Here is a 20,605-nt window from a genome sequence, read left to right on the forward strand (position 1 = left end):
CCGCAACTACAACGTTTTCGCATGATCACCTACGACCTGCGCGGCCATGGCCTTTCGAGCAAACCCGCCGAAGACGCGGCCTACATCGAAGGCCGTCGCTGGGCGGATGATCTCAATGCGGTGATAACCGCCTCCCATGCCGACAAACCCTTACTGGTCGGCTGGTCGCTGGGCGGCGCAGTGATTTCCAACTACCTGGCCCGGTACGGCGATAGCCAGATTGCGGGCGCGGTGTATGTCGACGGCGTCATTGAGCTTAAGGCGGACCAAATCGTGGCGCATCCCGAGGTGTACCGCGACTTGAACTCGCCAAACCTGAAGACTCATCTGGACACCGTGCGCGAGTTCCTGGCCCTGTGTTTTCACACCCAACCCGACAGCCGCACATTCGAACGCCTGCTGGCCAACGCAGCCATGGCTTCCTGGGACATGCAGCGCGCCGTGCAATCCATGACGGTCGACGCCGCCAAAGGCCTGGGCGGCGCGAAAGTGCCGGTGTTGCTGCTGTATGGCGCCCGCGATGCCCTGGTCCAGGCGGGGCCGGCCATCGCCCGGGCGAAACAGCTCAATCCACAGGTGCACAGTAGGTTGTATGCAAACGCCGGCCATGCACCGTTCACCGAAGAGCCCGACCGATTCAATCACGACCTGGCAGGTTTCTTCGACGCGCTCCAGGCCAACGCCAATCATTAACCTGCCTTGTATCGCAGTGTGTCCAAACCACTCTGCGATACAAAAGCTTTAACCCAAGGGTTTTCCCGAAACAGGCGGGATACACAACTGCGTTCAACTGTGAGCCAGGCACATCACCCGCCGCTGGAGACTCACCATGCACACACAGTTGAACACCCCGCCCGGTTTCAAACCCCGCCGCCTGATGGGCGGGTCGTTGCTGGCCTTTGCGCTGTTGCAGTTCGGTGCCGTCGGCGTAGCCAGTGCACAGGACACACAAGCACCTGCGGTTGCCAGCGCAAGTGCCCACACCGCGCTTGGCCCGTTGAAGCATGTAAAGGCCGGCTTGCTGGATGTGGCCTACGCCGAAGTCGGCCCGGCCGATGGACCGGTGGTGATCCTGCTGCATGGCTGGCCCTACGACATTGACAGCTACTCCGAAGTAGCGCCGCTGCTGGGCGCCCAGGGCTACCGGGTGTTGGTGCCTTACGCCCGCGGCTATGGCGACACACATTTCCTGTCGGCGAAGACCCTGCGCAACGGCCAGCCGGCCGCACTCGCGGTCGATCTGATCGACTTCATGGATGCACTGAAAATCAAACACGCGGTGCTCGGCGGCTACGACTGGGGCGCACGCACCGCCGACATCGTCTCCGCGCTGTGGCCGGAGCGGGTCAAGGCGCTGGTGTCGGTCAGCGGCTACCTGATCGGCAACCAGGCTGCCGGCAAGAACCCGCTGCCGCCCAAGGCCGAGCTGCAATGGTGGTACCAGTTCTACTTCGCCACCGACCGCGGCGCCGCCGGCTATGCAAAAAACACCCACGACTTCGCCAAGCTGATCTGGCAGATCGCCTCGCCGAAATGGGCGTTTGACGACGCCACCTTCGACCGCAGCGCCAAAGGCCTGGACAACCCCGACCATGTCGCCGTGTCGATCTTCAACTACCGCTGGCGCCTCGGGCTGGTGCAGGGCGAAAAGAAATACGCAGCGCTGGAGCAAAAACTCGCCACTGCCCCGTCCATCGGCGTACCCACCATCACCCTGGAAGGCGACGCCAACGGCGCACCGCATCCGGCAGCGGAAGACTACGCCAAGCGCTTTACCGGCAAATACGAGTACCGGTTGATCAGCGGCGGCATCGGCCACAACCTGCCGCAGGAAGCACCGCAAGCTTTTGCCAAGGCTGTAATTGATGCGGATCACCTGTGATGAAGCGCCTGCATCTTGCTGCACTCGTCGCTGCAACCGCCGCCGTGGTGGCCACGGCGACCGGGTTCGCCTTTGGCGGCTCTACCACCAGCGAGCCATCGCCGATCTACGGCGTGACGATTCCCGACGGCTACCGCCAATGGGAACTCGTCGCGCCGGCCCAGGAAGCCGACCCGTTGAATGAACTGCGCGTGGTACTCGGCAACAAGGTCGCGCTCAAGGCCTACCGCGACGGTACGCTGCCCTTCCCCGACGGCACCGTGCTGGCCAAGCTCGCCTGGAAACATGTGCAGTCGCCCGAGTTCAAGACCGCGTCGATTCCCGGCGCGGCCACCACCGTGCAGTTCATGGTCAAGGATTCGAAGAAATACGCAGCGACGGGAGGCTGGGGTTTTGGGCGGTTCATCAATGGCAAACCGGTGGACCAGGCGCAGCATGAGACGTGCTTTGCCTGCCATCAGGCGCTGGTGAAGAACCACGATTATGTGTTTACCCGGCTGGCGCCTTAGCGCAATAGCCCTCTCCCACAACAAACGCCGCGGCAACCGGACATCCCGTAGCAGCTTTCGAGCCCGAGCGAGGCTGCGTCGGCGGTGTGTCAGATACACCGCAAACGCAGCCTCGCTCGGGCTCGACAGCTGCTACGTTGTGTGGGGTGTTATCAGGCCGGCACGCCCAGGATGATATGGGACGCCTTGATCACCGCCGTGGCACTCACGCCCGGCTTCAAACCCAGCTCGGTTACCGCATCGCAGGTCACGATGGAAAACACCTTCGAACCGCCCGCCAATTCGATTACCACCTCAGCATTCACCGCGCCGTCATTCACGCTCAGCACCTTGCCTTCCAGGCAGTTGCGGGCCGACAGGCGGATGTCGCTGGATTCAGTCATCAGCATCACCCACGGCGCCTTGATCAGCGCGACCGCTTCCTTGCCTACGGCAATGCCCAGGTTGCGGATGCTTTCCATGGTCACCACCGCCACCAACTGTTCGCCGCCGGGCAGGGTCAACACCACTTCAGCGTTGACCGCGCCGTCCTGGACCTGGCTGACCTGGCCTTTGAATACGTTGCGTGCACTGACTTTCATGGGAACGGTCCTTTTCTTGACTTATGGGTTAGGAATTGCCGCGCATGATCAAACGTAGCGTTGTGTAAAAACAACTATAGCGCCCTGCTCTGCCGGAAATCCCGCGCAAAAAAAAGGCCGCCCAATGGGCCGGCCTTCGGGTGGAGCGTTTACCGACGACTCATTAAAACAGCGCGTAGGTGTAGTTGAAGATCAGGCGGGTTTGATCCTGGTCGGCAGTGCCGGTGTTGTGGCCGTGGTAGCTACCGGTACGGAAGGTGGTACCGAAGCCTTTCAGCGGGCCTTCCTGCACGACGTAATCAAGACGGAAATCGGTTTCGCGTTCCGACTGATCGCTGCCACCGGCAACCTTGGCCTTGATGTCGCTGCCGTTGAGGTAAGCAATGGACGCTTTGAGGCCAGGCACCAGGGTTCTGAAGTCATACAGATACTGGCCGAAATTGACCTGCTCGCCCGCGCGGGAGAACTGCCCAACCACTGCGTCCGTAAACAGGTAGAAGTCGGAGCCCGCCGCGCCTTGTGCGGTTGGGTCGGCGATGCTGCCCTGGTTGACCCAGACGAAGCCGCCGTCATCGCTCACGCCAATGTGGCCGAGCATCAACTGACTGCCGCCCAACTGGTACGTGAATGCAGCACTGTAGGTTTTGTTGTCGACTTCACCAGCGTGCTTGGCATAGCCGCCGTTGTTGTTGAACGCATAGCCGGCCGAACCGTTTTTACCGTCGCTGGTGCTGTCGAAATAGCGCAGGTCGGTTTTGAACGATTGGTCATTGCCCAACGGCAGTACGTGCACCAGGCCGAAATAGTTCTGTTTGTAGAAGTCTTCCAGGTTGGCGTAGTAGTACTGCAACGTCAGGTTTTTAGCGATGACGTTGTCAGAAGAACCAAACGGCTGGTAGTCAACGCCGCCAAAACGGAAGCTGTCGCTGTCACGAGTGGCACCGGCAACGCTCAAGCCTGTGGAGTTACTCGATGCACGACCTTCAGCCTTGTTCAGCTCGCCACCGGTGAAGGTGACGTTAGGGATGTCCTTGGAGGTCAGGATACCGCCGTCGAACGTTTGCGGCGCTGCGCGGCTATCGTTGGACACCAGGATCGGCAGGATCGGCGCCAAACCACCGCCCACGTGCAATTCAGTCTGGGAAATACGGAATTTAACGTTGCCGGCTGCACGACCGAAGCTGTCAGCAGGCTCGGTGCCGTTGTTCTTCACCGGGAAGAAGCTGTTGCCGTTACCCGACAGGCCATTGCCCGCTGCGTGGCCATCGCCACCGTCGAGACGCAAGGCGCCGAACGCCATCACGTCAAAACCTACCCCGACGGTGCCTTGGGTGTAGCCGGATTTGTAGTCGAAACGCAGTACTTGAGCCGCTTCACGCAGGTCGTTCGCGGTGCCGGAGTGAACGTCGGCGTTGTAGTACATGGTGCGCGAACTGATCGACGAGTGGCTGTCTTCGAGGAAGCCGCTATGGCCGTCACCCGTGCCGAGTGAACCAAGACCAAAACCATCTGCGCTGGCTTGTTGTGCAAGGACAGCCGCCGTGATGGCCAACGCTAATGTAGAGAGTTTCATTTACTGCGCCCCTGTGAACATTATTTTTTTACTGTCCTTCGAGCGAATACCGTTGCGGCCCTGCAAACGCTGCGGATTGTGGCATGGGGTCTATGGCGCAGATTGTGAAATCTTTGTCATGTTGGAATGAAAAAACCGTCATGAAAAGGCCGTAAAAGCCGGCCTTTTCCGAGGATTGAATGCCGTTGAGTTGTATGACGACCGCTAACGTGCGGTGTGCTGATCAGGCTGGAGTCGGTGGCGAAAATGCGAGAAATGGTAGGCAACCGCCAGCCACATAAACCAGGCAGGCATCACGCAAAGGGCCAGGCGGGTATCTGGGCGAAGTGCCAGTAAGCAAAGTACGAACGCCAGGAAGCCAAGTGAAACCCACGCCAACGGCACGCCACCGGGCATTTTGTAGAGGGATTTTTCATGTAGCTCCGGGCACTTTTTCCGATAGGCAATGTAGGACGCCAGGATAGTCGACCAGGTAAAGATCACCAGAATCGCCGAAACGGTGGAGACGATGGTAAAGGCCGTCATCACTTCCGGGACTATAAACAGCAGCAGCAAGCCAAGCAGCATCAGGAAGGTGGTAAACGCCAGGCTGATAAACGGCACGCTGCTTTTTGATAGCCGTCGGAATATCCCCGGTGCGTCCCCCAGATCCGCCAAACCAAACAACATGCGACTGGCCGAAAACACCCCACTGTTGGCCGACGAAGCCGCTGACGTCAGCACCACAAAATTCACAATCCCCGCGGCGGCAGGAAAGCCGGCCACCAGGAACAGCTCGACAAACGGACTCTTGCTCGGTGACACCTGCTCCCAGGACGTCACTGCGATGATGCACGCCAGGGCCAGCACATAGAACAGGATGATCCGCAGCGGAATCGAGTTGATCGCCTTGGGCAGCGTCTTCTCCGGCGAGCGGGTTTCCGCCGCCGCCGTGCCAATCAACTCAGTGCCGGCAAACGAAAAGATCGCCATCTGGAATCCGGCAAAGAACCCGAACAAGCCATTGGGAAACGCCGCCTGCTTATCCAGCAAATGATTGAGGGAGGCCGTGACACCGGTGGGTGACACAAACGAGCTGACGATCAATACCACGCTCACGCTGATCAAGGTCACCACGGCGATGATCTTGATGATCGCAAACCAGAATTCCACCTCGCCGAATAACCTCACCGTCAGCACATTCAAGGCAAACAGGGTCAGCAACATCGCTATCGCCGGGATCCAGGCCGGCACGTCCGGGAACCAATACTGGAAAAAGCCCCCGACCACCACCGCATCCCCCACCACCGCTACGCTCCAGCTCAGCCAATACGACCAGCCGAGAAAAAACGCCGCACGCGGCCCCAGGTACGCACCGGCAAAGTCGGCGAAGCTTTTGAACTTGAGGTTGGATAACAGCAGCTCGCCCATGGCGCGCATCACAAAATACACAAACAGCCCGATGATCATGTAGATCAGGATGATCGAGGTGCCGGACAGCGCGATGATCTTGCCCGAGCCCATGAACAGGCCGGTGCCAATCGCACCGCCCATGGCCATCAGCTGGATATGCCGGTTGTTGAGGGTGCGTTGCAAAGCGGGCTTTTCAATCAGCCCGGGCGCGGTTGTTTTCATCACAAAACCTCTTGTTATGTTTTTGAGTTTTGGCAGAAAAAAGTCAGGCGGTTTTTATTGTTGGAATGGGGTCGGGATCAGGCGTGTTTGTTCTCGAAACCATGCAGCACGTTGACGGCATTGATGCCGATTTCATCGACCATGTAGCCGCCTTCCATCACAAACAGGGTGGGCACGCCGACGCTGGCGATGATCTCGCCAATGCCCAGGAAGTCGCGGCTTTCGAGGAGGAAATGGCTGATGGGATCGTCCTTGAAGGTGTCGACGCCGAGGGATATCACCAGCACTTCAGGTGAGAACTTTCGCAGTTGGATGCAGGCGTCGAGCAACGCGTCTCTATAGGTGCTCCAACCGGTGTTTTTTGCCAGCGGGTAGTTGAGGTTGAAGCCCTCGCCTGCCCCTGTGCCGCGCTCGGTACTGAAGCCCGAATAGTACGGATACGACACGGACGGTTCGCCATGCAGCGAGACGAACATCACGTCACTGCGGTCGTAGAAAATGTTCTGCGTGCCGTTACCGTGGTGGAAATCCACGTCCAGCACCGCAACACGCTTGGCGCCTTGAGTGATCGCCTGCTGCGCTGCGATGGCCGCGTTATTCAGGTAGCAATAACCGCCCATGTATTCCCGCGCCGCATGGTGGCCCGGTGGACGGCACAAGGCGAAGGCGCTGTTGTGGCCTTCATCGATCAACGCCAGTCCGGTGAGCGCGATATCGGCGCTGGTCTTCACCGCTTCCCAGGTGGTACTGGTGATGGGTGAACCGGCATCCATCGCGAAGAAGCCGAGCTTGCCGTCGATGAATTCCGGCACCTGCTCATTGGCCAGGTCACGCACCGGCCACACCAGCGGCAAGGCGTCGTGGGCACGGCCGATGGCGGTCCATTCAGCCCAGGCGGTTTCCAGGAAAGACACGTAGCGTTCACTGTGGGCGTTGACGTAACAGGCCCGGTCAAACTTGCGCGGGACGATGATATCGCCCAGGCCCACATGCTTGACCCGGTCACGCACGGTGTCGGCCCGGCTGGGTTGTTCGAAGGACGGTTTGAGCACGCCATCCTTGAGTTCGGTGCCATGGTGCAAACGATGAGAATCACTAAAAACAGTCAACATGAAAGACATCCACCCGTGAAAGACAGGTGATTATTTTGTTCTGGCTACGGTGGGCTTTCTTTGCTTTTATGTGCGCCGATGCTAGCGTAATCGGGCATTTTTACCCCAATGAGCCGCCATGAAGAAAAATAAAACCAAACAGGTCGCACTTGACGACACCGATCTCGCCATCCTCGCGTTGCTGCAGGAAGACGCGAGTATCTCCAACGCCGAACTCAGCGAACGCCTGTCCCTTAGCCTCACGCCGTGCTGGAGACGGCGTAAGCGGCTGGAGGAAGAAGGCGTGATCAAGGACTACCAGGCCAACCTCGATCGCAAGATGTTGGGCCTGGAAATCATGGCGTTTGTGCACGTGCGGTTTGCGGTGCATTCCGACCATACGCCGGAAGATTTTGAGGCAGTAATCAAGGAACTGCCGCAGGTGCAGGCGTGCCACAAGATCACTGGGGATGCGGATTATCTGTTGCAGGTGCTGGCGGAGGATCTGGATGCGTACAGCGATTTTTTGGAGAGCGTGTTGCGACGGCAGTTGGGGATTGCGTCGATTCAGTCGAGTTTGGCGTTGAAGGAGGTGAAGGCGACGAGTCGGGTGGCGATTCCGGCGGCAGACCGGAATCGAACATAACGCCTCGACGCAAAGGCAGCTAACGGCTAGCGCAGGGACTGCTGCAGGAACTCACTGATCAAGCTGATTACCTGCTGCTGAATCTGCGGCTTGGGACGAGCCCCCTTGGCATCCAGGCAGATAAAGCCTTCACCGGGGTCGCTCTGTTCAATCCGCTCCACCGCGCCCGGCTTGCAGAGGGGCAGGAAGCTGAAGTGCGTGGCGTCGCTGATTTCCACGTAGCGCGACGTGGCCTGCGGCAAGCGCTTGGCCAAGTCGGCCGACTCCAGCGCGGCGGGCAATTCCGGGGACGGCGTACCCGCCGCAATCACCAGTGTGGGCCGGTTCAGCGCCGCCAGACTTTCGTCGCTGAAGCCGCGGGCAAAGCCCAGGTCCAGCGAAACGATGGCCGCCACGCGCTTGTCGCTCAAGTCCTCGGCCAGGCGCTGTTTGGCCTGCTCCGTGCGACCCACCTCGATCAGGTCGTACGCCTTGCAAGGGGCGATCTCGGAATGCACCTTGCAGTCCTCGGTAAAGCGCTGTGGGTCGAAGCGTGCGCCGCCAACTTCCATCGCGGTCCAGCCGCCGAGCGAGTGCCCCACCACGGCGATCTTGTGCTCGGCCACCGCGCCAAAGCGTTTTGGCTGTGCGATCACGGCATCAATCACCCGATGGATATCAAGGGGACGTTTCCATAGTTCGGAGGCCGCGGGCTGGGTGCGGTCCTTGCTGGTAGTGCCGGGGTGGTTGGGCGAGGCAACGATGTAACCCTGCCCGGCCAACGCACTGGCGAGCCACGACTGGTTGATCCAGTTGCCGAAAATGCCGTGGGAGATCACCACCAGCGGGTGTTCGCCAGCAGCCGGCGTGGCCTCCTTCAAGGCGGGTGCGCCGACAAACACCGGATTGTCAGCAATCAGTTCTGGTGTGCCGGAAGCATGGGTCGGGTACCACACCGCCACCTGCAACGGCCTGCCGTGCTCAGCGTCGGGAATCACTATTTCCTGGAAGCCGATCCGAACCTCATTGGCCTGGACCAGGGTGGTTACAACCGTCAACAACAGCGCAGCACACAGCGTTTTCATCCTTGAGTTCCCTAAGTGGCTAAGCGCCATATTCTTGCACAGTATCGACAGCCCTGCGTCCATGACAGTAACCTGCTTCACCAATAAGGAAAGCCGCGTATACAGGGAGGCAGCATGGGCATTTGGGATCGTCTGTTTGGCGGGCGCTTTACCATGCCACCGCCCGAGGAAACCAACGCCAGCCATGCCGCCATCATGCGAGAGATGCGCCCTCCCGAATTCCCGCAGCAGAAGCAGGCGCTCAAAACACTGACCCAAACGCTGCTGGCCCGTGCGCCGGAAGAGGAAAGCGCCAGGCTGGTACGGCGAGTGCTGCGCCAGTACTCCGTCCGGCAAGACGCAGTCACTGCACTGTCGTTGGGTTTGCTTGAAGACACCCGCGGACAGAAACTCGACTACCTGACGCTGCTGGCTGTCGATTGGCGTGGGTATGACAGCTTTGAATACCTCGCGCCCTACCTGGCAAGCGCCAGCGGCGTGCAAGAACCTTACGTCTACGTGCATGACGGCAAGTCATCAATGGCTGAGGTGCTGGAACGTTTCGACCAATGGCTGGCTCGATTCGGCAAGCGTTACGTCCACCTGGACTCGGGAGATGACGATTTCCAGGGCTTTATCATCGATGCTGAACAGGTCGACGCAACCATCCAGCTGGCGCGTGTCGCCGGTATCAACGCCAGTCTTGAGAATTTCTGATTTCAGGTAAATATCCATGTCCATCACCGATAACCTGCTGGCCTTTACCTTCGCCGCCACACTGCTGACGCTGACCCCAGGGCTGGACACGGCCCTGGTGCTGCGCACCGCCACCGTCGAGGGCAAGCAACAAGCGCTGCGCGCCACCCTGGGCATCAACGCCGGCTGTTTGTTATGGGGTGCCGCGGTTGCCTTTGGGCTGGGCGCGTTGATTGCCGTGTCCGAGGTGGCCTTCAACGTCTTGAAGTATTGCGGCGCGGCTTACCTGGCGTGGCTGGGCTTGAACATGCTGTTGCGCCCGCGCATCTCACTGGCGCCAATCGAGAACGATGGAAAATCCGGCGCCAACTGGTTTTTGAAGGGCATGATGGGCAACGTGCTCAACCCCAAGATCGGGATTTTCTACGTGTCTTTCCTGCCGCAGTTCATTCCCCAGGGGCATTCCCTGGTGGTGTGGACGTTCGGCCTGGTGAGCATCCATGTGGTGATCAGCCTGATCTGGTCACTGATACTGATTGGCGCCACGCAGCCTTTGGCCGGTGTGCTGCGGCGCGAAAAGGTCATCAAGTGGATGGACCGCACCACCGGCATGATCTTTGTGCTGTTCGCGGCCCGGCTGGCGTTCAGCAAGCGCTGAGGTCAGTGCCGGCCCCGGTGCCGCACCAGACCTTCGAGGGTGAACCGCGCCTGCATCAGCACCACCTCCCGCACCAATTCCATTTCCTTCTGGTTCACTTCAGTCCAGTTCAAAGCTGATAGCAGCTTGGGTTTCTGCACCCGAAACGCCAGGCCCTGGGTGAACAGCGCCATGGAGTGAATCACCGTGCGCTCGTCGTCAACGGCAAGGCCCGCCAGGCGCGCGATCAGCAGGCGGATCACGTTGGCGATGCGCGCCTTGAAGCGTTCCTCGAAAGCCATGGTCGCGCTTTCGGGGCACAGTCCAACCTGATGACGATCAAGAAACGCTCGCCACGCAGTAGTCTGGGGACTGTCCTGGATCGTGGAAACCACTGCGCCCAGGATGCCCAATGAGGCTTCGATCAACCCTTGATCATTAGCGCCGTCTTCCGCCAATGCGCTTTCGGCCGCTTCAACAGTGGGCGCCATTTTCCGCCATAACAGCGTGATCAAATGCTCGACGCATTCCAGGTAGACGCCTTCCTTGCCGTCGAAGTAGTACTGGATCGCTGGCGCATTGACCCCGGCGGCATTCGCGATGTCCCGGGTGGACGCACCGTCGTAGCCGCGCTCGCCAAAGACCACGACGGCAGCCTCGACAATACGTGCACGGGTTTCTTCACCCCGCTGATAACCCCCTTCGGCGGCCGGTTTGTGTCGTGCCATGGGTAACTCCATTTTTTTAACGTAACCAAAATATACCAGTTGACAAATTTTCGCGAAAAAACGAATTTATTCCAACTGATATAAAACTGGAGTGACTTGATGTCCGCTGCACCTCCCTCTTCTCAGGTCATTCCTGAAACCACCGTCAACGGCCAACGCGGCAAAGCCCGACGGATTCTGCTGAGTCTCGCCGGCGTGGCGCTGTTGGCCGGGCTGGCGTGGGGCGCCTGGTGGTGGCTCACCGGGCGCTTTATCGAGACCACCGACGACGCTTACCTGCAAGCCGACAGCATCAGCGTCGCCCCCAAAATCAATGGCTACGTCGCCGAGGTGTTGGTGGCGGATAACCAGAACGTGAGGCGCGGCGACGTGCTGGTGCGCCTGGACGCCCGCAAATACCAAGCGGTGAGTGACGAAGCCTCGGCGACGATTGCCGCCCGCGAGGCCGACTTTGCCAAGGCCCAGGCCGACCTGGTGCAACAGGACTCGACCATCGCCGAGGCGCGCGCCCAACTCCAAGGCGCCCAAGCCGACGCCCAGCACGCTCAAACCGAAGTCGCGCGTTATGCACCCTTGGCGCGCTCAGGAGCCGAGCCGGAAGAGCGCCTGGCGCAGCTCAATAACCAACTCGCCCAAGCCCGCAGCACCGTGGCCGCCAAGCAGGCCGCATTGCGCTCCAGCCAAACCCGCTACGGCACCCTCGAAGCCCAGCTCAAGCAAGCCCAGGCGCAACTCGGCGTGGCCAAGGCCAGTGAAGCGCAAAGCCAGCTGGATGTGGACGACGCGGTGATCCGCAGCCCCCTCGATGGTCGCGTGGCTGACCGTGGTGTGCGTGTCGGCCAATACGTGCAGCCGGGCACGCGCCTGTTGACGGTAGTGCCAGTCAGCGCGATCTACCTGACCGCCAACTACAAGGAAACCCAGATCGGCGAGATGCGCGCCGGGCAGACCGTCACCGTGCATGTGGATGCACTGCCCGGCCATGCCATCCAGGGCCATATCGACAGCCTCTCCCCTGGCACGGGCGCACAGTTCGCGTTGCTGCCGCCGTCGAACGCCACCGGCAACTTCACCAAGATCGTGCAGCGCGTGCCAGTACGGATTTCCCTGGATGTACCGGATGACGACGTTCGCCAGGCACTGGTGCCCGGCTTGTCCGCCACCGTAGACGTCGACACTCGCACCCACACGGCAGACGCCAACCATGGCTGAAGCCATCTTGACCGAGGTGCCTGCGGACAAACCGCGCAATGCTTCGCTGACGGACTGGATCGCGGTCGCCGCCGGTTCTCTGGGGGCTTTGCTGGCGACCCTGGACATCTCGATCACCAACTCGGCACTCCCGCAAATCCAAGGCCAGATCGGCGCAACCGGGACTGAAGGCACGTGGATCGCCACGGGTTACCTGATGTCGGAGATCGTCATGATCCCCCTCGCCGCCTGGCTGACTCGGGTATTCGGCCTGCGCCGATTCCTGATCGGCACCGCGTTGATGTTCACGTTTTTCTCGATGTTCTGCGGCCTGTCTTCAAGCCTCGGCGCGATGATTGCCGGGCGCATCGGCCAAGGCTTTGCCGGCGGTGCAATGATCCCGACCGCGCAGACCATCGTGCGCACCCGCCTCCCCGCCCACCAGTTGGCAATCGGCACCACAATGTTTGGCATGACCGTGATCCTCGGCCCACTGTTGGGCCCGGTGATTGGCGGATGGCTCACGGAAAACATCAACTGGCGCTGGTGCTTCTTCATCAACCTGCCTGTCAGCATCACCTTGATCACCCTGCTGATCACCGGCCTGCCCAGCGAGCGCATGAACCTTCAGCAATTCATCAAGGCCGACTGGCTGGGCATCATTGGCCTGGCCATGGGCTTGAGCTCACTCACCGTGGTGCTGGAAGAAGGCCAGCGTGAACACTGGTTCGACTCGCAGTTGATCATCGGGTTAAGCATCACGATGGTGATCGGTTTCTTCCTGATCGCCGTCGGGCAAGTCCGCTCGAGCACGCCGATCCTGCGCCTGCAACTGGTGCTCAACCGCAGCTTTGGCAGCGTGCTGCTGATTGCCACGGCGGTCGGCGCCGGGTTGTATGGCACGGCGTATCTGGTGCCGCAGTTCCTCGGGATTTTGTCGGGCTACAACGCGCAACAGTCAGGTTCAATCATGCTGCTGTCGGGGATTCCGGCGTTTTTGCTGATGCCGATTCTGCCGAGAATGCTTGGCCGCCTGGACCTCAGGATGATGGTCGGCGTGGGTCTGTTGATGTACTGGGCCAGCTGTTTTCTCGACACCCAGCTCACCGCCCAGAGCGTCGGCCATGATTTTTACTGGTCGCAGATACTGCGGGGCTTCGGGCAGATCCTGGTGATGATGCCCCTCAGTCAGCTGTCCATGCGCTCGGTGGAAACCCGCGATGCGGGCGATGCCGCCGGGCTCTACAACATGTCGCGCAACCTGGGCGGCACCTTGGGGCTGGCGCTGCTCGGCGTACTGATGGACCGGCGCAGCCACTTTCATGACGACATGCTGCGCGAAGGCATCCAGGCCAACACCCAGTTGACCCAGGACCAAATGGCGAGCAACACCGCCAGCTACCTGGCGCAAACCGGCGACCCGTCCACCGCCTCGCTGCAAGCCCTCAGCCACCTGGCCAACGACATCGCACAACAAGCGGCGGTGATGGCCTATAACGACGCGTTCTACGTGCTGGGACTCGCCATGCTGGCGTGCCTTCCCCTGATCTTCATCCTGAAAAAGCGCGCGGCGCAGGCAGGCCAACGAACATGATTTATCGCTCACTTCCCCTGCTCTTCACCGTCGGGCTGCTGGCAGCCTGTACTGTGGGGCAGGACTACCATGGCGCGCCAGATGCCGCGCCAAAAACCCTGGGGGCCGGGCGCTTGCCCCACGCCGATACGGGTCTGCCGCGCACCCCCGCTGTCGCCCAATGGTGGCAAGCCCTCGGCGATCCGCAACTCAATCAACTGGTGGCCCAGGCGCTGCAAAACAGCCCGGACATGGCGACTGCCCAGGCCCGACTCAAGCAATCGCGGGCCAGCCTGAGTGGCGCCAATGCCAACGCCCTGCCCAAGGTCACCGGCGATGCGGCGATGCTCAAGCTGCGCTCCCCCGACACCTCGGCGCTGGGTGGCAACAGTGGCGGCGGCCGCGGGCCATTGAGCCTCTACCTCGCCGGCTTTGATGCCAGCTGGGAAGCCGACCTGTTTGGCGGCACCCGGCGTGCCATCGAGGCGGCCCAGGCGGAAAACGACGCTTCGCAGGCGCAACTGGCCGATGCCCAGGTGCAGTTGGCGGCCGAGGTGGTGCAGACCTACGCCGACCTGCGCGACCAACAGGCACGCCTCGCCTTGGTGGACGCCAGTGTCGATATCGAGCAGCAGGCGCTGGACTTGACCCAGCAACGGCGCAGCCGTGGTGTGGCCTCACAGTTGCAACTGGAGCAGGTACTGACCCAGGCAGAAAATACCCGGGCCCAGCGACTGCCGTTGCAAGCCTCCATTGTCGAGGCCGTGGATCAACTGAACCTGCTCTGCGGCCTGGAACCGGGCGAGCTGGACGCACAGCTCAGCACGCCCCGCGCCCTGCCCGCCATCCCGAGCCAGGTGCCGTTTGCCGACCCGGCGGCGATCCTGAAAGCACGGCCTGACATCCGCGTCGCCGAGCGCCAGCTGGCCTCCAGCAACGCGCAGATCGGTGAGAAAACCGCCGACTGGTTTCCCAAGCTCAGCCTGATGGGTGACTTGTCGTTCTCGGCGGCCGACCCCGGGCACCTGGCGCGCAAGGACAGCGGCACCTGGCTGCTGTTGCCGCGTTTGACCTGGAACGCACTGGATTTCGGCCGGGTGGCGGCCAGTGTCAAAGGCGCCGAAGCCGGGCGCGATGAGGCCCTCGCGCATTACAAAAGTGTGGTGTTGAGTGCGTTGCGTGATGCGGATGTGGCGTTGGCCCGGTATGGCAACCAGCGGCAGAACGTGGTGCTGCTGCGTAATGTGGAGTCTTCGGCGGTACGGGCTGCGGACCTGACGCGCCAGCGTTATAAAGCAGGCACGGCGAGCACGCTGGACTGGCTGGATGCGGAACGTACGCGGTATCAGGCGCAGGAAAGCCGGATTTCCGGGGATGCGGCGTTGCTCAAGGACTTTGCGTCGTTGCACAAGGCGCTGGGGTTGGGTTGGACTCTGTAACGCGTCAGGACAACGCTAAACCCTGTGGGAGCTGGCTTGCCTGCGATGGCATCAACTGGGTGTACCAGATACACCGAGTTGCCTGCATCGCAGGCAAGCCAGCTCCCACAAGGGTTCCCTCACTAGCAGGTTAGCGCGCCGTATTGGCCCGCGCCGCGTGCAGCTTCTTGTAGCTGTCGATCAACCGCAGGTGCCGATCCAGCCCTTCCAGCTTCATGCTCGTCGGCGTCAAACCATAGAACCGCACGCTACCATTCACCGACCCTATCGCCGCATCCATCCGCTCGTTGCCAAACATGCGGCGGAAGTTCACTTCGTAATCCGCCAGTTCCAGATCTTCGTCCAGCTCCATCTCCAGCACCGCATTCACGGCCTGGTAGAACAAGCCACGCTCGACCGTGTTGTCGTTGTACTGCTGGAACATTTCCACCAGTTCCTTGGCCTCTTCAAACTGCTGCAAGGCCAGGTAAATCAGCAGCTTCAATTCCAGAATCGTCAGCTGACCCCACGCCGTGTTGTCATCAAATTCGATGCCGATCAAGGTGGTGATGTCGGTGTAGTCGTCCAGCTCGCTTTCCACCAGACGCTCAACCAGACCCTTCAATTCAGCCTCATCAAGGCGATGCAGGTTCAGGATGTCTTCGCGGAAAAACAGCGCCTTGTTGGTGTTGTCCCAGATCAGATCGTCGATCGGATAGATCTCCGAATAATCCGGCACCAGGATGCGGCAGGCGGTCGCGCCGATGTGCTCGTACACCGCCATGTACACTTCCTTGCCCATGCCTTCGAGGATGCCGAACAAGGTTGCCGCCTCTTCGGCGTTGGAGTTTTCACCCTGGCCGGAGAAGTCCCACTCGACGAACTCGTAATCCGACTTGGAGCTGAAGAAGCGCCACGACACCACGCCGCTGGAGTCGATGAAGTGCTCGACAAAGTTGTTCGGCTCGGTCACTGCGTGGCCTTCAAACGTCGGCTGCGGCAAGTCGTTCAAGCCTTCGAAGCTGCGGCCTTGCAACAGCTCGGTCAGGCTGCGTTCCAGCGCCACTTCCAGGCTTGGGTGCGCGCCGAACGAAGCAAATACGCCGCCGGTGCGCGGGTTCATCAAGGTGACGCACATCACTGGGAATTCCCCGCCCAGGGACGCATCCTTCACCAGTACCGGAAAGCCTTGGGCTTCCAGGCCCTGAATACCGGCGAGGATGCCCGGGAATTTCGCCAGCACTTCCTGCGGTACATCCGGCAGCGCGAATTCGCCTTCGATGATTTCGCGTTTTACCGCGCGCTCGAAGATTTCCGACAGGCACTGCACCTGCGCTTCAGCCAGGGTGTTACCGGCACTCATGCCGTTGCTGAGGTACAGGTTCTCGATCAGGTTGGACGGGAAATACACCACCTCGCCATCGGACTGGCGCACGAACGGCAGCGAAACAATGCCACGATCTTCGTTACCTGAGTTGGTGTCGTAAAGGTGCGAGCCACGCAGTTCGCCATCGCGGTTGTAGATGTGCAGGCAATGGGCGTCGAGAATTTCCGGCGGCAGTTCGTCTTTACGGCCCGGCTTGAACCAGCGCTCGTCCGGGTAATGCACAAACGCCGCATTGGCGATGTCTTCGCCCCAGAACTGGTCGTTGTAGAAGAAGTTGCAGTTCAGCCGCTCGATAAACTCGCCCAATGCCGACGCCAGCGCGCCTTCCTTGGTCGCGCCCTTGCCGTTGGTAAAGCACATTGGCGAGTGCGCATCGCGGATATGCAGCGACCACACGTTGGGCACGATATTGCGCCACGAAGCGATTTCAATCTTCATGCCCAGGCCCGCCAGAATGGCCGACATGTTGGCGATGGTTGTTTCCAGCGGCAGGTCCTTGCCCGCGATGTAGGTGCCCGCATCCGACGCCGCGCTTGGCATCAGCAATGCCTGGGCATCGGCATCCAGGTTTTCCACTTCCTCGATCACAAACTCCGGCCCGGCCTGCACCACTTTCTTCACGGTGCAACGGTCGATGGAACGCAGGATGCCCTGGCGGTCTTTATCAGAGATATCCGCCGGCAGCTCTACCTGGATCTTGAAGATCTGGTTGTAGCGGTTTTCCGGGTCGACAATGTTGTTCTGGGACAGGCGAATGTTGTCGGTGGGGATGTTGCGGGTTTCGCAGTACAACTTCACAAAGTAAGCCGCACACAACGCCGACGAAGCCAGGAAGTAATCGAACGGACCCGGGGCCGAGCCATCGCCTTTGTAGCGAATAGGCTGGTCGGCCACCACGGTGAAGTCGTCGAACTTGGCTTCAAGTCGAAGGTTGTCGAGAAAATTGACCTTGATTTCCATGCGGGTTTACCAGAATAGCGAGCAAAATATGGCCGCCATTATCCGGGTTTCGAGGCGTAAGTCTTGTGCTTTCGGGCCTGTCTGATCGCTGGCGGTTGAGATCAGCTGTGCTGAAAGTCCGCAATCTGCTGCCACATCGCGATCGGGTTGGAGTACATCGGGAAGTGCCCGCACTGCGCAATCGGCGCCAGCCGCACGCCCTGCGCCTGGATATGCGCCAGGTACGACAGGTGTGCATTCTGCTCGCCGTACATGAACAGGCGCGGGCATTCCAGGCCGAGGAACTTGCCCATCAGGTCGGCGTTATCGGACAGCTCGACCATGGACTGGAAAATCCCCCGCACCGCACCGGCGCGCACCTTGTGCCTCAGGCTCGCCGAATACAGCGCGCTGGCGTAGGCCGGTGCCTGGCGAGTGCGCTCGATAAAAGCGCTGAAGAACGCCTCGGGATCATCTGCCGGGTAGTCGACGATCTGCCGGCTGAGGAAGCAGTCTTCCGGCGCGATATTGCCTTCGATATCGACAAAGCTCAGCACCCTGCCCGGGAACTGGTGCGCCAGCATCAGAGCGGTGAGCCCGCCCATGGAGTGGCCTACCAGATGGAAGCGCTCGATGTTGAAGTGGTCAAGCACTTGCGTGGCGGTTTGCAGCAGAAACGGGATCGAGATCTTCGACAGGTCGCTGCACTGGCTTTCACCGCAGCCAGGGGCGTCGTAGGCCACAAACGGGTGACCGTCGAATGCAGGTTGCTGGACGATGTCGGCGTAGTCTTCCTTGGTGGAGCCAAAGCCATGCAGGAACACGATTGGCGCCAGGCCGCCCGCGCGGTGGATCGTTGCGATGCTCAACGGCACACCGTCGACCGTCATGGGGAGCTGTGCATGGGTGAACGGTTCGGGTAGGGACATATGGCTGACTCCTTGAAAAAAACGACCGCGCCAATCTCAAGGAGATTCAGGCCTGTGTAAATTCCTGAGTCACTAAGGCACTCATAGCCCAATCGTATGATTCAGCGCGTCATGGTCAAGGACAGCGCATTACTTCTTAACCGGCGCATCCCAGCACTCCGGGTTACGTGCGCACACGTTGTATTGTCGGTCCATCAAGGCCATGCGATTGATATGCGCATCGGCAGCGGCGCGCAGCGATTGCTCGCTGGTCTTTATGTACTGCGACAGTCTATCGGCCATGCGGGCGTTCCACTGACGCCGCGTCTGCTCATTCAGCGTCTTGGGCGCCGTGGCCATGACTTGCAGCGTGCTGTCATCGACTCGGCTCAATTCGTCACGATACGTCTGCTCGTACTGCACACGGGCGGCGTCATGCTGGTGATTGAGGTCGTACTGCATCGCTTCAAGGTTTTGTTTGTAGAGTGCCCAGTAACCGTCAGGCAGTGCGCCGCCGTCTGCTTTGCGTAGTTTGGCGATGCGCGCATCGTTATCAGAGGCCGCGAGAACCGGCTTTTGCGATGAGATCACCACCGGGTCCTTGACGATGATCTGGTCGATCAGCGCAGTACGGACGCTGGTCTGCGCCAGCGGCTGGCCCAGGGGTTCAAGATCAAAGGGCGCCGCCGGTGCGACAGTAACCTGAGGGTTTGCACAGCCTGAAAGCAACAGCGCTAAGGCGAGATGGGTAAAAACGAGGACGTTACGAAATGGCATAAGCTCTCCATGAGCAGGTCAAGTTCAGGGTTGAAACGTGTTTACTCAATCACCGCCACCGCCTCGGCAAACTGCGCATCGCTGACATCAGGGTTACCGCCAGCACCGCGAAAATCCCGCAACGCCTGCTCAAAATACGCACCCCGGATCTGGCCCTCGGACCCTACAAACGCCAACGCGTCATTCTTGGCTGAAAGAAAGCTGCCGGGACGGGTGGTCAGTTCCGAAGTCAGCAAGGTGAAGGTGGAGAACTTCAGGCATGACCACCCAAGCGGATCGTCGCCAAAGGAGACACCGTCTTTAGCCTGGGCAACGCTGCAACCGAGCAACAGGCCTAATCCCGCCAACCCGATCACTCCTTGAAAAATCCTCACGCGCGCTTCCTTCCTTGAAATGGCTAGTTACATCGGGGCGCAAGGCTACCCGTCCCGCACGGTACACACAACTTTAAGGCGCTACCCCGCACTCAACCCCCACAACACATCCAGCACATGTTGCGTTGGCCGCTCGATGTCCCCGGCGCGGTGGGCAATCCCCAGTTGGCGCCACAGCAAGGGCTGGATTGGACGCATCACGATCCGGCTGTCAGGCAAAGGCGTGCTCGCTTCATGGGGCAACAACGTAGCGCCATAACCGGCAGCCACCAGGCTTTTGATTGCGTCGTTATAGTTGAGTTGAATACGCGGCGTGGGCTGATGCCCGTCACTGGCGAACCACTCCGAAGTCAGGCGTGAAAGCCGGGTGGTGGTGTCATTCAGAATCAAGGGCTGGGCGGCCAGCCAAGCAGGTGTCACCACTTCCGGGCATTCCCGGCGCGCCGGCAAAAATGCCATGACCGGATCCCGCCGCCAGGGCTCGATGCGCAAACCCTTCACTGGCGCCTGCGGCAGCGCCACCAGGCCAATTTCGAGTGCGCCTTCGGCAAGTTTCTTCAGCGTGTCCTGCGAGGTGAGCACTGCGACCTGCACATCGATGGCTGGGTGGTGTTGGCTCAAGGTCTCGAGGGCTTGCGGCAGCAACTGTGCGATGGCCCCGGTCGAGGCGCCAAGACGCACCCGCCCTGCCAGACCCAGCACCTGACGCTCCACGTCTTCAAGCGCCTGTTCCGCATCCGCCAACAACCGGCGTGCACGCTCCACCAGGGTTTCGCCAATCGCCGAAGGCTGAACCCGCCCACGGGTACGCGACAACAGCTTGCCGCCCACTCGCGACTCAAGATCAGCAATGTGCAGGCTGACCGTCGGTGGCGCGAGGTTCAGCATGCGGGCCGCCTCGGCGAACGAACCAAGGTCGGCAATCGCCACGAGTGTGCGCAGGCGGTCCAGGCTGATTTCGCGCATGGGTCAATCCTTATTCAGAAAACCTGAACTTCATCGTTTGGAAATTCAACTTTTCCTATCCTAGCGGCTCGC

Annotated in this window: 20 protein-coding genes; 9 read left to right on the top strand and 11 right to left on the bottom strand. The window is 60.4% G+C overall.

The window, feature by feature from the left end:
• The 3 genes from JFU58_RS20380 to JFU58_RS20390 all read left to right on the top strand — a co-directional run.
• On the top strand, positions 1–693 hold a 693-nt coding region (locus tag JFU58_RS20380; RefSeq protein WP_201141940.1), incomplete at its 5' end, for an alpha/beta fold hydrolase.
• 136 nt (positions 694–829) lie between these two features.
• Positions 830–1,882: an alpha/beta fold hydrolase gene (locus tag JFU58_RS20385; protein WP_201141942.1), complete on the top strand. Its 1,053-nt coding sequence runs from the start codon at positions 830–832 to the stop codon at positions 1,880–1,882.
• Complete coding sequence (locus JFU58_RS20390) at positions 1,882–2,391, top strand: cytochrome P460 family protein (RefSeq protein ID WP_063029738.1); 510 nt, start codon at positions 1,882–1,884, stop codon at positions 2,389–2,391. The genes JFU58_RS20385 and JFU58_RS20390 overlap by 1 nt, the downstream gene beginning before the upstream one ends.
• Before the next feature lie 152 nt (positions 2,392–2,543).
• Here the strand turns inward: JFU58_RS20390 and JFU58_RS20395 are convergent, their stop codons facing one another.
• The 4 genes from JFU58_RS20395 to JFU58_RS20410 all read right to left on the bottom strand — a co-directional run bounded on the left by JFU58_RS20395 (position 2,544) and on the right by JFU58_RS20410 (position 7,271).
• Positions 2,544–2,972 (bottom strand): TOBE domain-containing protein, encoded by a 429-nt coding sequence (locus JFU58_RS20395; RefSeq protein WP_201141944.1) that lies wholly within the window; start codon positions 2,970–2,972, stop codon positions 2,544–2,546.
• A gap of 163 nt (positions 2,973–3,135) precedes the next feature.
• Complete coding sequence (locus JFU58_RS20400; protein ID WP_201141946.1) at positions 3,136–4,545, bottom strand: OprD family outer membrane porin; 1,410 nt, start codon at positions 4,543–4,545, stop codon at positions 3,136–3,138.
• Positions 4,546–4,749: 204 nt separating this feature from the next.
• On the bottom strand, positions 4,750–6,159 hold the full coding sequence (locus JFU58_RS20405) for an amino acid permease (protein WP_201141948.1): 1,410 nt from the start codon (positions 6,157–6,159) through the stop codon (positions 4,750–4,752).
• A gap of 77 nt (positions 6,160–6,236) precedes the next feature.
• Positions 6,237–7,271 carry a histone deacetylase family protein gene (locus JFU58_RS20410; protein ID WP_201141950.1) on the bottom strand — a complete coding sequence of 345 codons (1,035 nt, stop codon included), beginning with the start codon at positions 7,269–7,271 and terminating at the stop codon, positions 6,237–6,239.
• A 118-nt stretch (positions 7,272–7,389) separates the two neighbouring features.
• On the opposite strand from JFU58_RS20410, the gene JFU58_RS20415 reads away from it, so the two are divergent.
• Positions 7,390–7,896, top strand: a complete 507-nt coding sequence (locus JFU58_RS20415) for an Lrp/AsnC family transcriptional regulator (protein WP_201141952.1) — start codon at positions 7,390–7,392, stop codon at positions 7,894–7,896.
• A gap of 26 nt (positions 7,897–7,922) precedes the next feature.
• Here the strand turns inward: JFU58_RS20415 and JFU58_RS20420 are convergent, their stop codons facing one another.
• Complete coding sequence (locus JFU58_RS20420) at positions 7,923–8,960, bottom strand: alpha/beta hydrolase family protein (RefSeq protein ID WP_201141954.1); 1,038 nt, start codon at positions 8,958–8,960, stop codon at positions 7,923–7,925.
• 114 nt (positions 8,961–9,074) lie between these two features.
• Between JFU58_RS20420 and JFU58_RS20425 the strand changes: the two genes are divergently transcribed.
• Entirely contained in the window at positions 9,075–9,656 is a 582-nt protein-coding gene (locus tag JFU58_RS20425; RefSeq protein ID WP_201141956.1) for a DUF6630 family protein, read from the top strand.
• A gap of 16 nt (positions 9,657–9,672) precedes the next feature.
• The gene (locus tag JFU58_RS20430; RefSeq protein WP_201141958.1) at positions 9,673–10,293 is read left to right on the top strand and encodes a LysE family translocator; all 621 of its coding nucleotides are present in this window, start codon (positions 9,673–9,675) and stop codon (positions 10,291–10,293) included.
• A 2-nt stretch (positions 10,294–10,295) separates the two neighbouring features.
• Here JFU58_RS20430 and JFU58_RS20435 read toward each other — a convergent pair whose 3' ends face one another.
• Positions 10,296–11,000, bottom strand: coding sequence for a CerR family C-terminal domain-containing protein (locus JFU58_RS20435; RefSeq protein WP_201141960.1), 705 nt, complete (start codon positions 10,998–11,000; stop codon positions 10,296–10,298).
• A gap of 99 nt (positions 11,001–11,099) precedes the next feature.
• On the opposite strand from JFU58_RS20435, the gene JFU58_RS20440 reads away from it, so the two are divergent.
• From JFU58_RS20440 to JFU58_RS20450, 3 genes are read left to right on the top strand one after another with little or no spacing between them, the layout of a single operon-like run.
• Entirely contained in the window at positions 11,100–12,212 is a 1,113-nt protein-coding gene (locus JFU58_RS20440; RefSeq protein WP_177026091.1) for an HlyD family secretion protein, read from the top strand.
• Positions 12,205–13,785, top strand: a complete 1,581-nt coding sequence (locus tag JFU58_RS20445; protein WP_201141962.1) for a DHA2 family efflux MFS transporter permease subunit — start codon at positions 12,205–12,207, stop codon at positions 13,783–13,785. The genes JFU58_RS20440 and JFU58_RS20445 overlap by 8 nt, the downstream gene beginning before the upstream one ends.
• Positions 13,782–15,203 carry an efflux transporter outer membrane subunit gene (locus JFU58_RS20450; RefSeq protein ID WP_063029718.1) on the top strand — a complete coding sequence of 474 codons (1,422 nt, stop codon included), beginning with the start codon at positions 13,782–13,784 and terminating at the stop codon, positions 15,201–15,203. The genes JFU58_RS20445 and JFU58_RS20450 overlap by 4 nt, the downstream gene beginning before the upstream one ends.
• Before the next feature lie 130 nt (positions 15,204–15,333).
• Here the strand turns inward: JFU58_RS20450 and JFU58_RS20455 are convergent, their stop codons facing one another.
• The 5 genes from JFU58_RS20455 to JFU58_RS20475 all read right to left on the bottom strand — a co-directional run bounded on the left by JFU58_RS20455 (position 15,334) and on the right by JFU58_RS20475 (position 20,533).
• The gene (locus tag JFU58_RS20455; RefSeq protein ID WP_063029716.1) at positions 15,334–17,529 is read right to left on the bottom strand and encodes an OsmC domain/YcaO domain-containing protein; all 2,196 of its coding nucleotides are present in this window, start codon (positions 17,527–17,529) and stop codon (positions 15,334–15,336) included.
• A gap of 101 nt (positions 17,530–17,630) precedes the next feature.
• On the bottom strand, positions 17,631–18,437 hold the full coding sequence (locus JFU58_RS20460) for an alpha/beta fold hydrolase (protein ID WP_063029714.1): 807 nt from the start codon (positions 18,435–18,437) through the stop codon (positions 17,631–17,633).
• A gap of 129 nt (positions 18,438–18,566) precedes the next feature.
• On the bottom strand, positions 18,567–19,193 hold the full coding sequence (locus tag JFU58_RS20465; RefSeq protein ID WP_063029712.1) for a hypothetical protein: 627 nt from the start codon (positions 19,191–19,193) through the stop codon (positions 18,567–18,569).
• Positions 19,194–19,234: 41 nt separating this feature from the next.
• Positions 19,235–19,567, bottom strand: coding sequence for a DUF2388 domain-containing protein (locus JFU58_RS20470; protein WP_063029710.1), 333 nt, complete (start codon positions 19,565–19,567; stop codon positions 19,235–19,237).
• An 81-nt stretch (positions 19,568–19,648) separates the two neighbouring features.
• Positions 19,649–20,533 carry a LysR family transcriptional regulator gene (locus JFU58_RS20475; protein ID WP_201141964.1) on the bottom strand — a complete coding sequence of 295 codons (885 nt, stop codon included), beginning with the start codon at positions 20,531–20,533 and terminating at the stop codon, positions 19,649–19,651.
• Between the last annotated feature and the right edge of the window lie 72 nt (positions 20,534–20,605).

Origin of the sequence: Pseudomonas sp. TH34 (genome assembly GCF_016650865.1) — a bacterium.
Classification (GTDB): Bacteria; Pseudomonadota; Gammaproteobacteria; order Pseudomonadales; family Pseudomonadaceae; genus Aquipseudomonas; species Aquipseudomonas yamanorum.

Excerpts from the sequence above, each read along its gene's own strand:
- JFU58_RS20385 (WP_201141942.1), top strand. The coding sequence starts at position 830 with ATGCACACACAGTTGAACACCCCGCCCGGTTTCAAACCCCGCCGCCTG.
- JFU58_RS20390 (WP_063029738.1), top strand. The coding sequence starts at position 1,882 with ATGAAGCGCCTGCATCTTGCTGCACTCGTCGCTGCAACCGCCGCCGTG.
- JFU58_RS20395 (WP_201141944.1), bottom strand. The coding sequence starts at position 2,972 with ATGAAAGTCAGTGCACGCAACGTATTCAAAGGCCAGGTCAGCCAGGTC.
- JFU58_RS20400 (WP_201141946.1), bottom strand. The coding sequence starts at position 4,545 with ATGAAACTCTCTACATTAGCGTTGGCCATCACGGCGGCTGTCCTTGCA.
- JFU58_RS20405 (WP_201141948.1), bottom strand. The coding sequence starts at position 6,159 with ATGAAAACAACCGCGCCCGGGCTGATTGAAAAGCCCGCTTTGCAACGC.
- JFU58_RS20410 (WP_201141950.1), bottom strand. The coding sequence starts at position 7,271 with ATGTTGACTGTTTTTAGTGATTCTCATCGTTTGCACCATGGCACCGAA.
- JFU58_RS20415 (WP_201141952.1), top strand. The coding sequence starts at position 7,390 with ATGAAGAAAAATAAAACCAAACAGGTCGCACTTGACGACACCGATCTC.
- JFU58_RS20420 (WP_201141954.1), bottom strand. The coding sequence starts at position 8,960 with ATGAAAACGCTGTGTGCTGCGCTGTTGTTGACGGTTGTAACCACCCTG.
- JFU58_RS20425 (WP_201141956.1), top strand. The coding sequence starts at position 9,075 with ATGGGCATTTGGGATCGTCTGTTTGGCGGGCGCTTTACCATGCCACCG.
- JFU58_RS20430 (WP_201141958.1), top strand. The coding sequence starts at position 9,673 with ATGTCCATCACCGATAACCTGCTGGCCTTTACCTTCGCCGCCACACTG.
- JFU58_RS20435 (WP_201141960.1), bottom strand. The coding sequence starts at position 11,000 with ATGGCACGACACAAACCGGCCGCCGAAGGGGGTTATCAGCGGGGTGAA.
- JFU58_RS20440 (WP_177026091.1), top strand. The coding sequence starts at position 11,100 with ATGTCCGCTGCACCTCCCTCTTCTCAGGTCATTCCTGAAACCACCGTC.
- JFU58_RS20445 (WP_201141962.1), top strand. The coding sequence starts at position 12,205 with ATGGCTGAAGCCATCTTGACCGAGGTGCCTGCGGACAAACCGCGCAAT.
- JFU58_RS20450 (WP_063029718.1), top strand. The coding sequence starts at position 13,782 with ATGATTTATCGCTCACTTCCCCTGCTCTTCACCGTCGGGCTGCTGGCA.
- JFU58_RS20455 (WP_063029716.1), bottom strand. The coding sequence starts at position 17,529 with ATGGAAATCAAGGTCAATTTTCTCGACAACCTTCGACTTGAAGCCAAG.
- JFU58_RS20460 (WP_063029714.1), bottom strand. The coding sequence starts at position 18,437 with ATGTCCCTACCCGAACCGTTCACCCATGCACAGCTCCCCATGACGGTC.
- JFU58_RS20465 (WP_063029712.1), bottom strand. The coding sequence starts at position 19,193 with ATGCCATTTCGTAACGTCCTCGTTTTTACCCATCTCGCCTTAGCGCTG.
- JFU58_RS20475 (WP_201141964.1), bottom strand. The coding sequence starts at position 20,533 with ATGCGCGAAATCAGCCTGGACCGCCTGCGCACACTCGTGGCGATTGCC.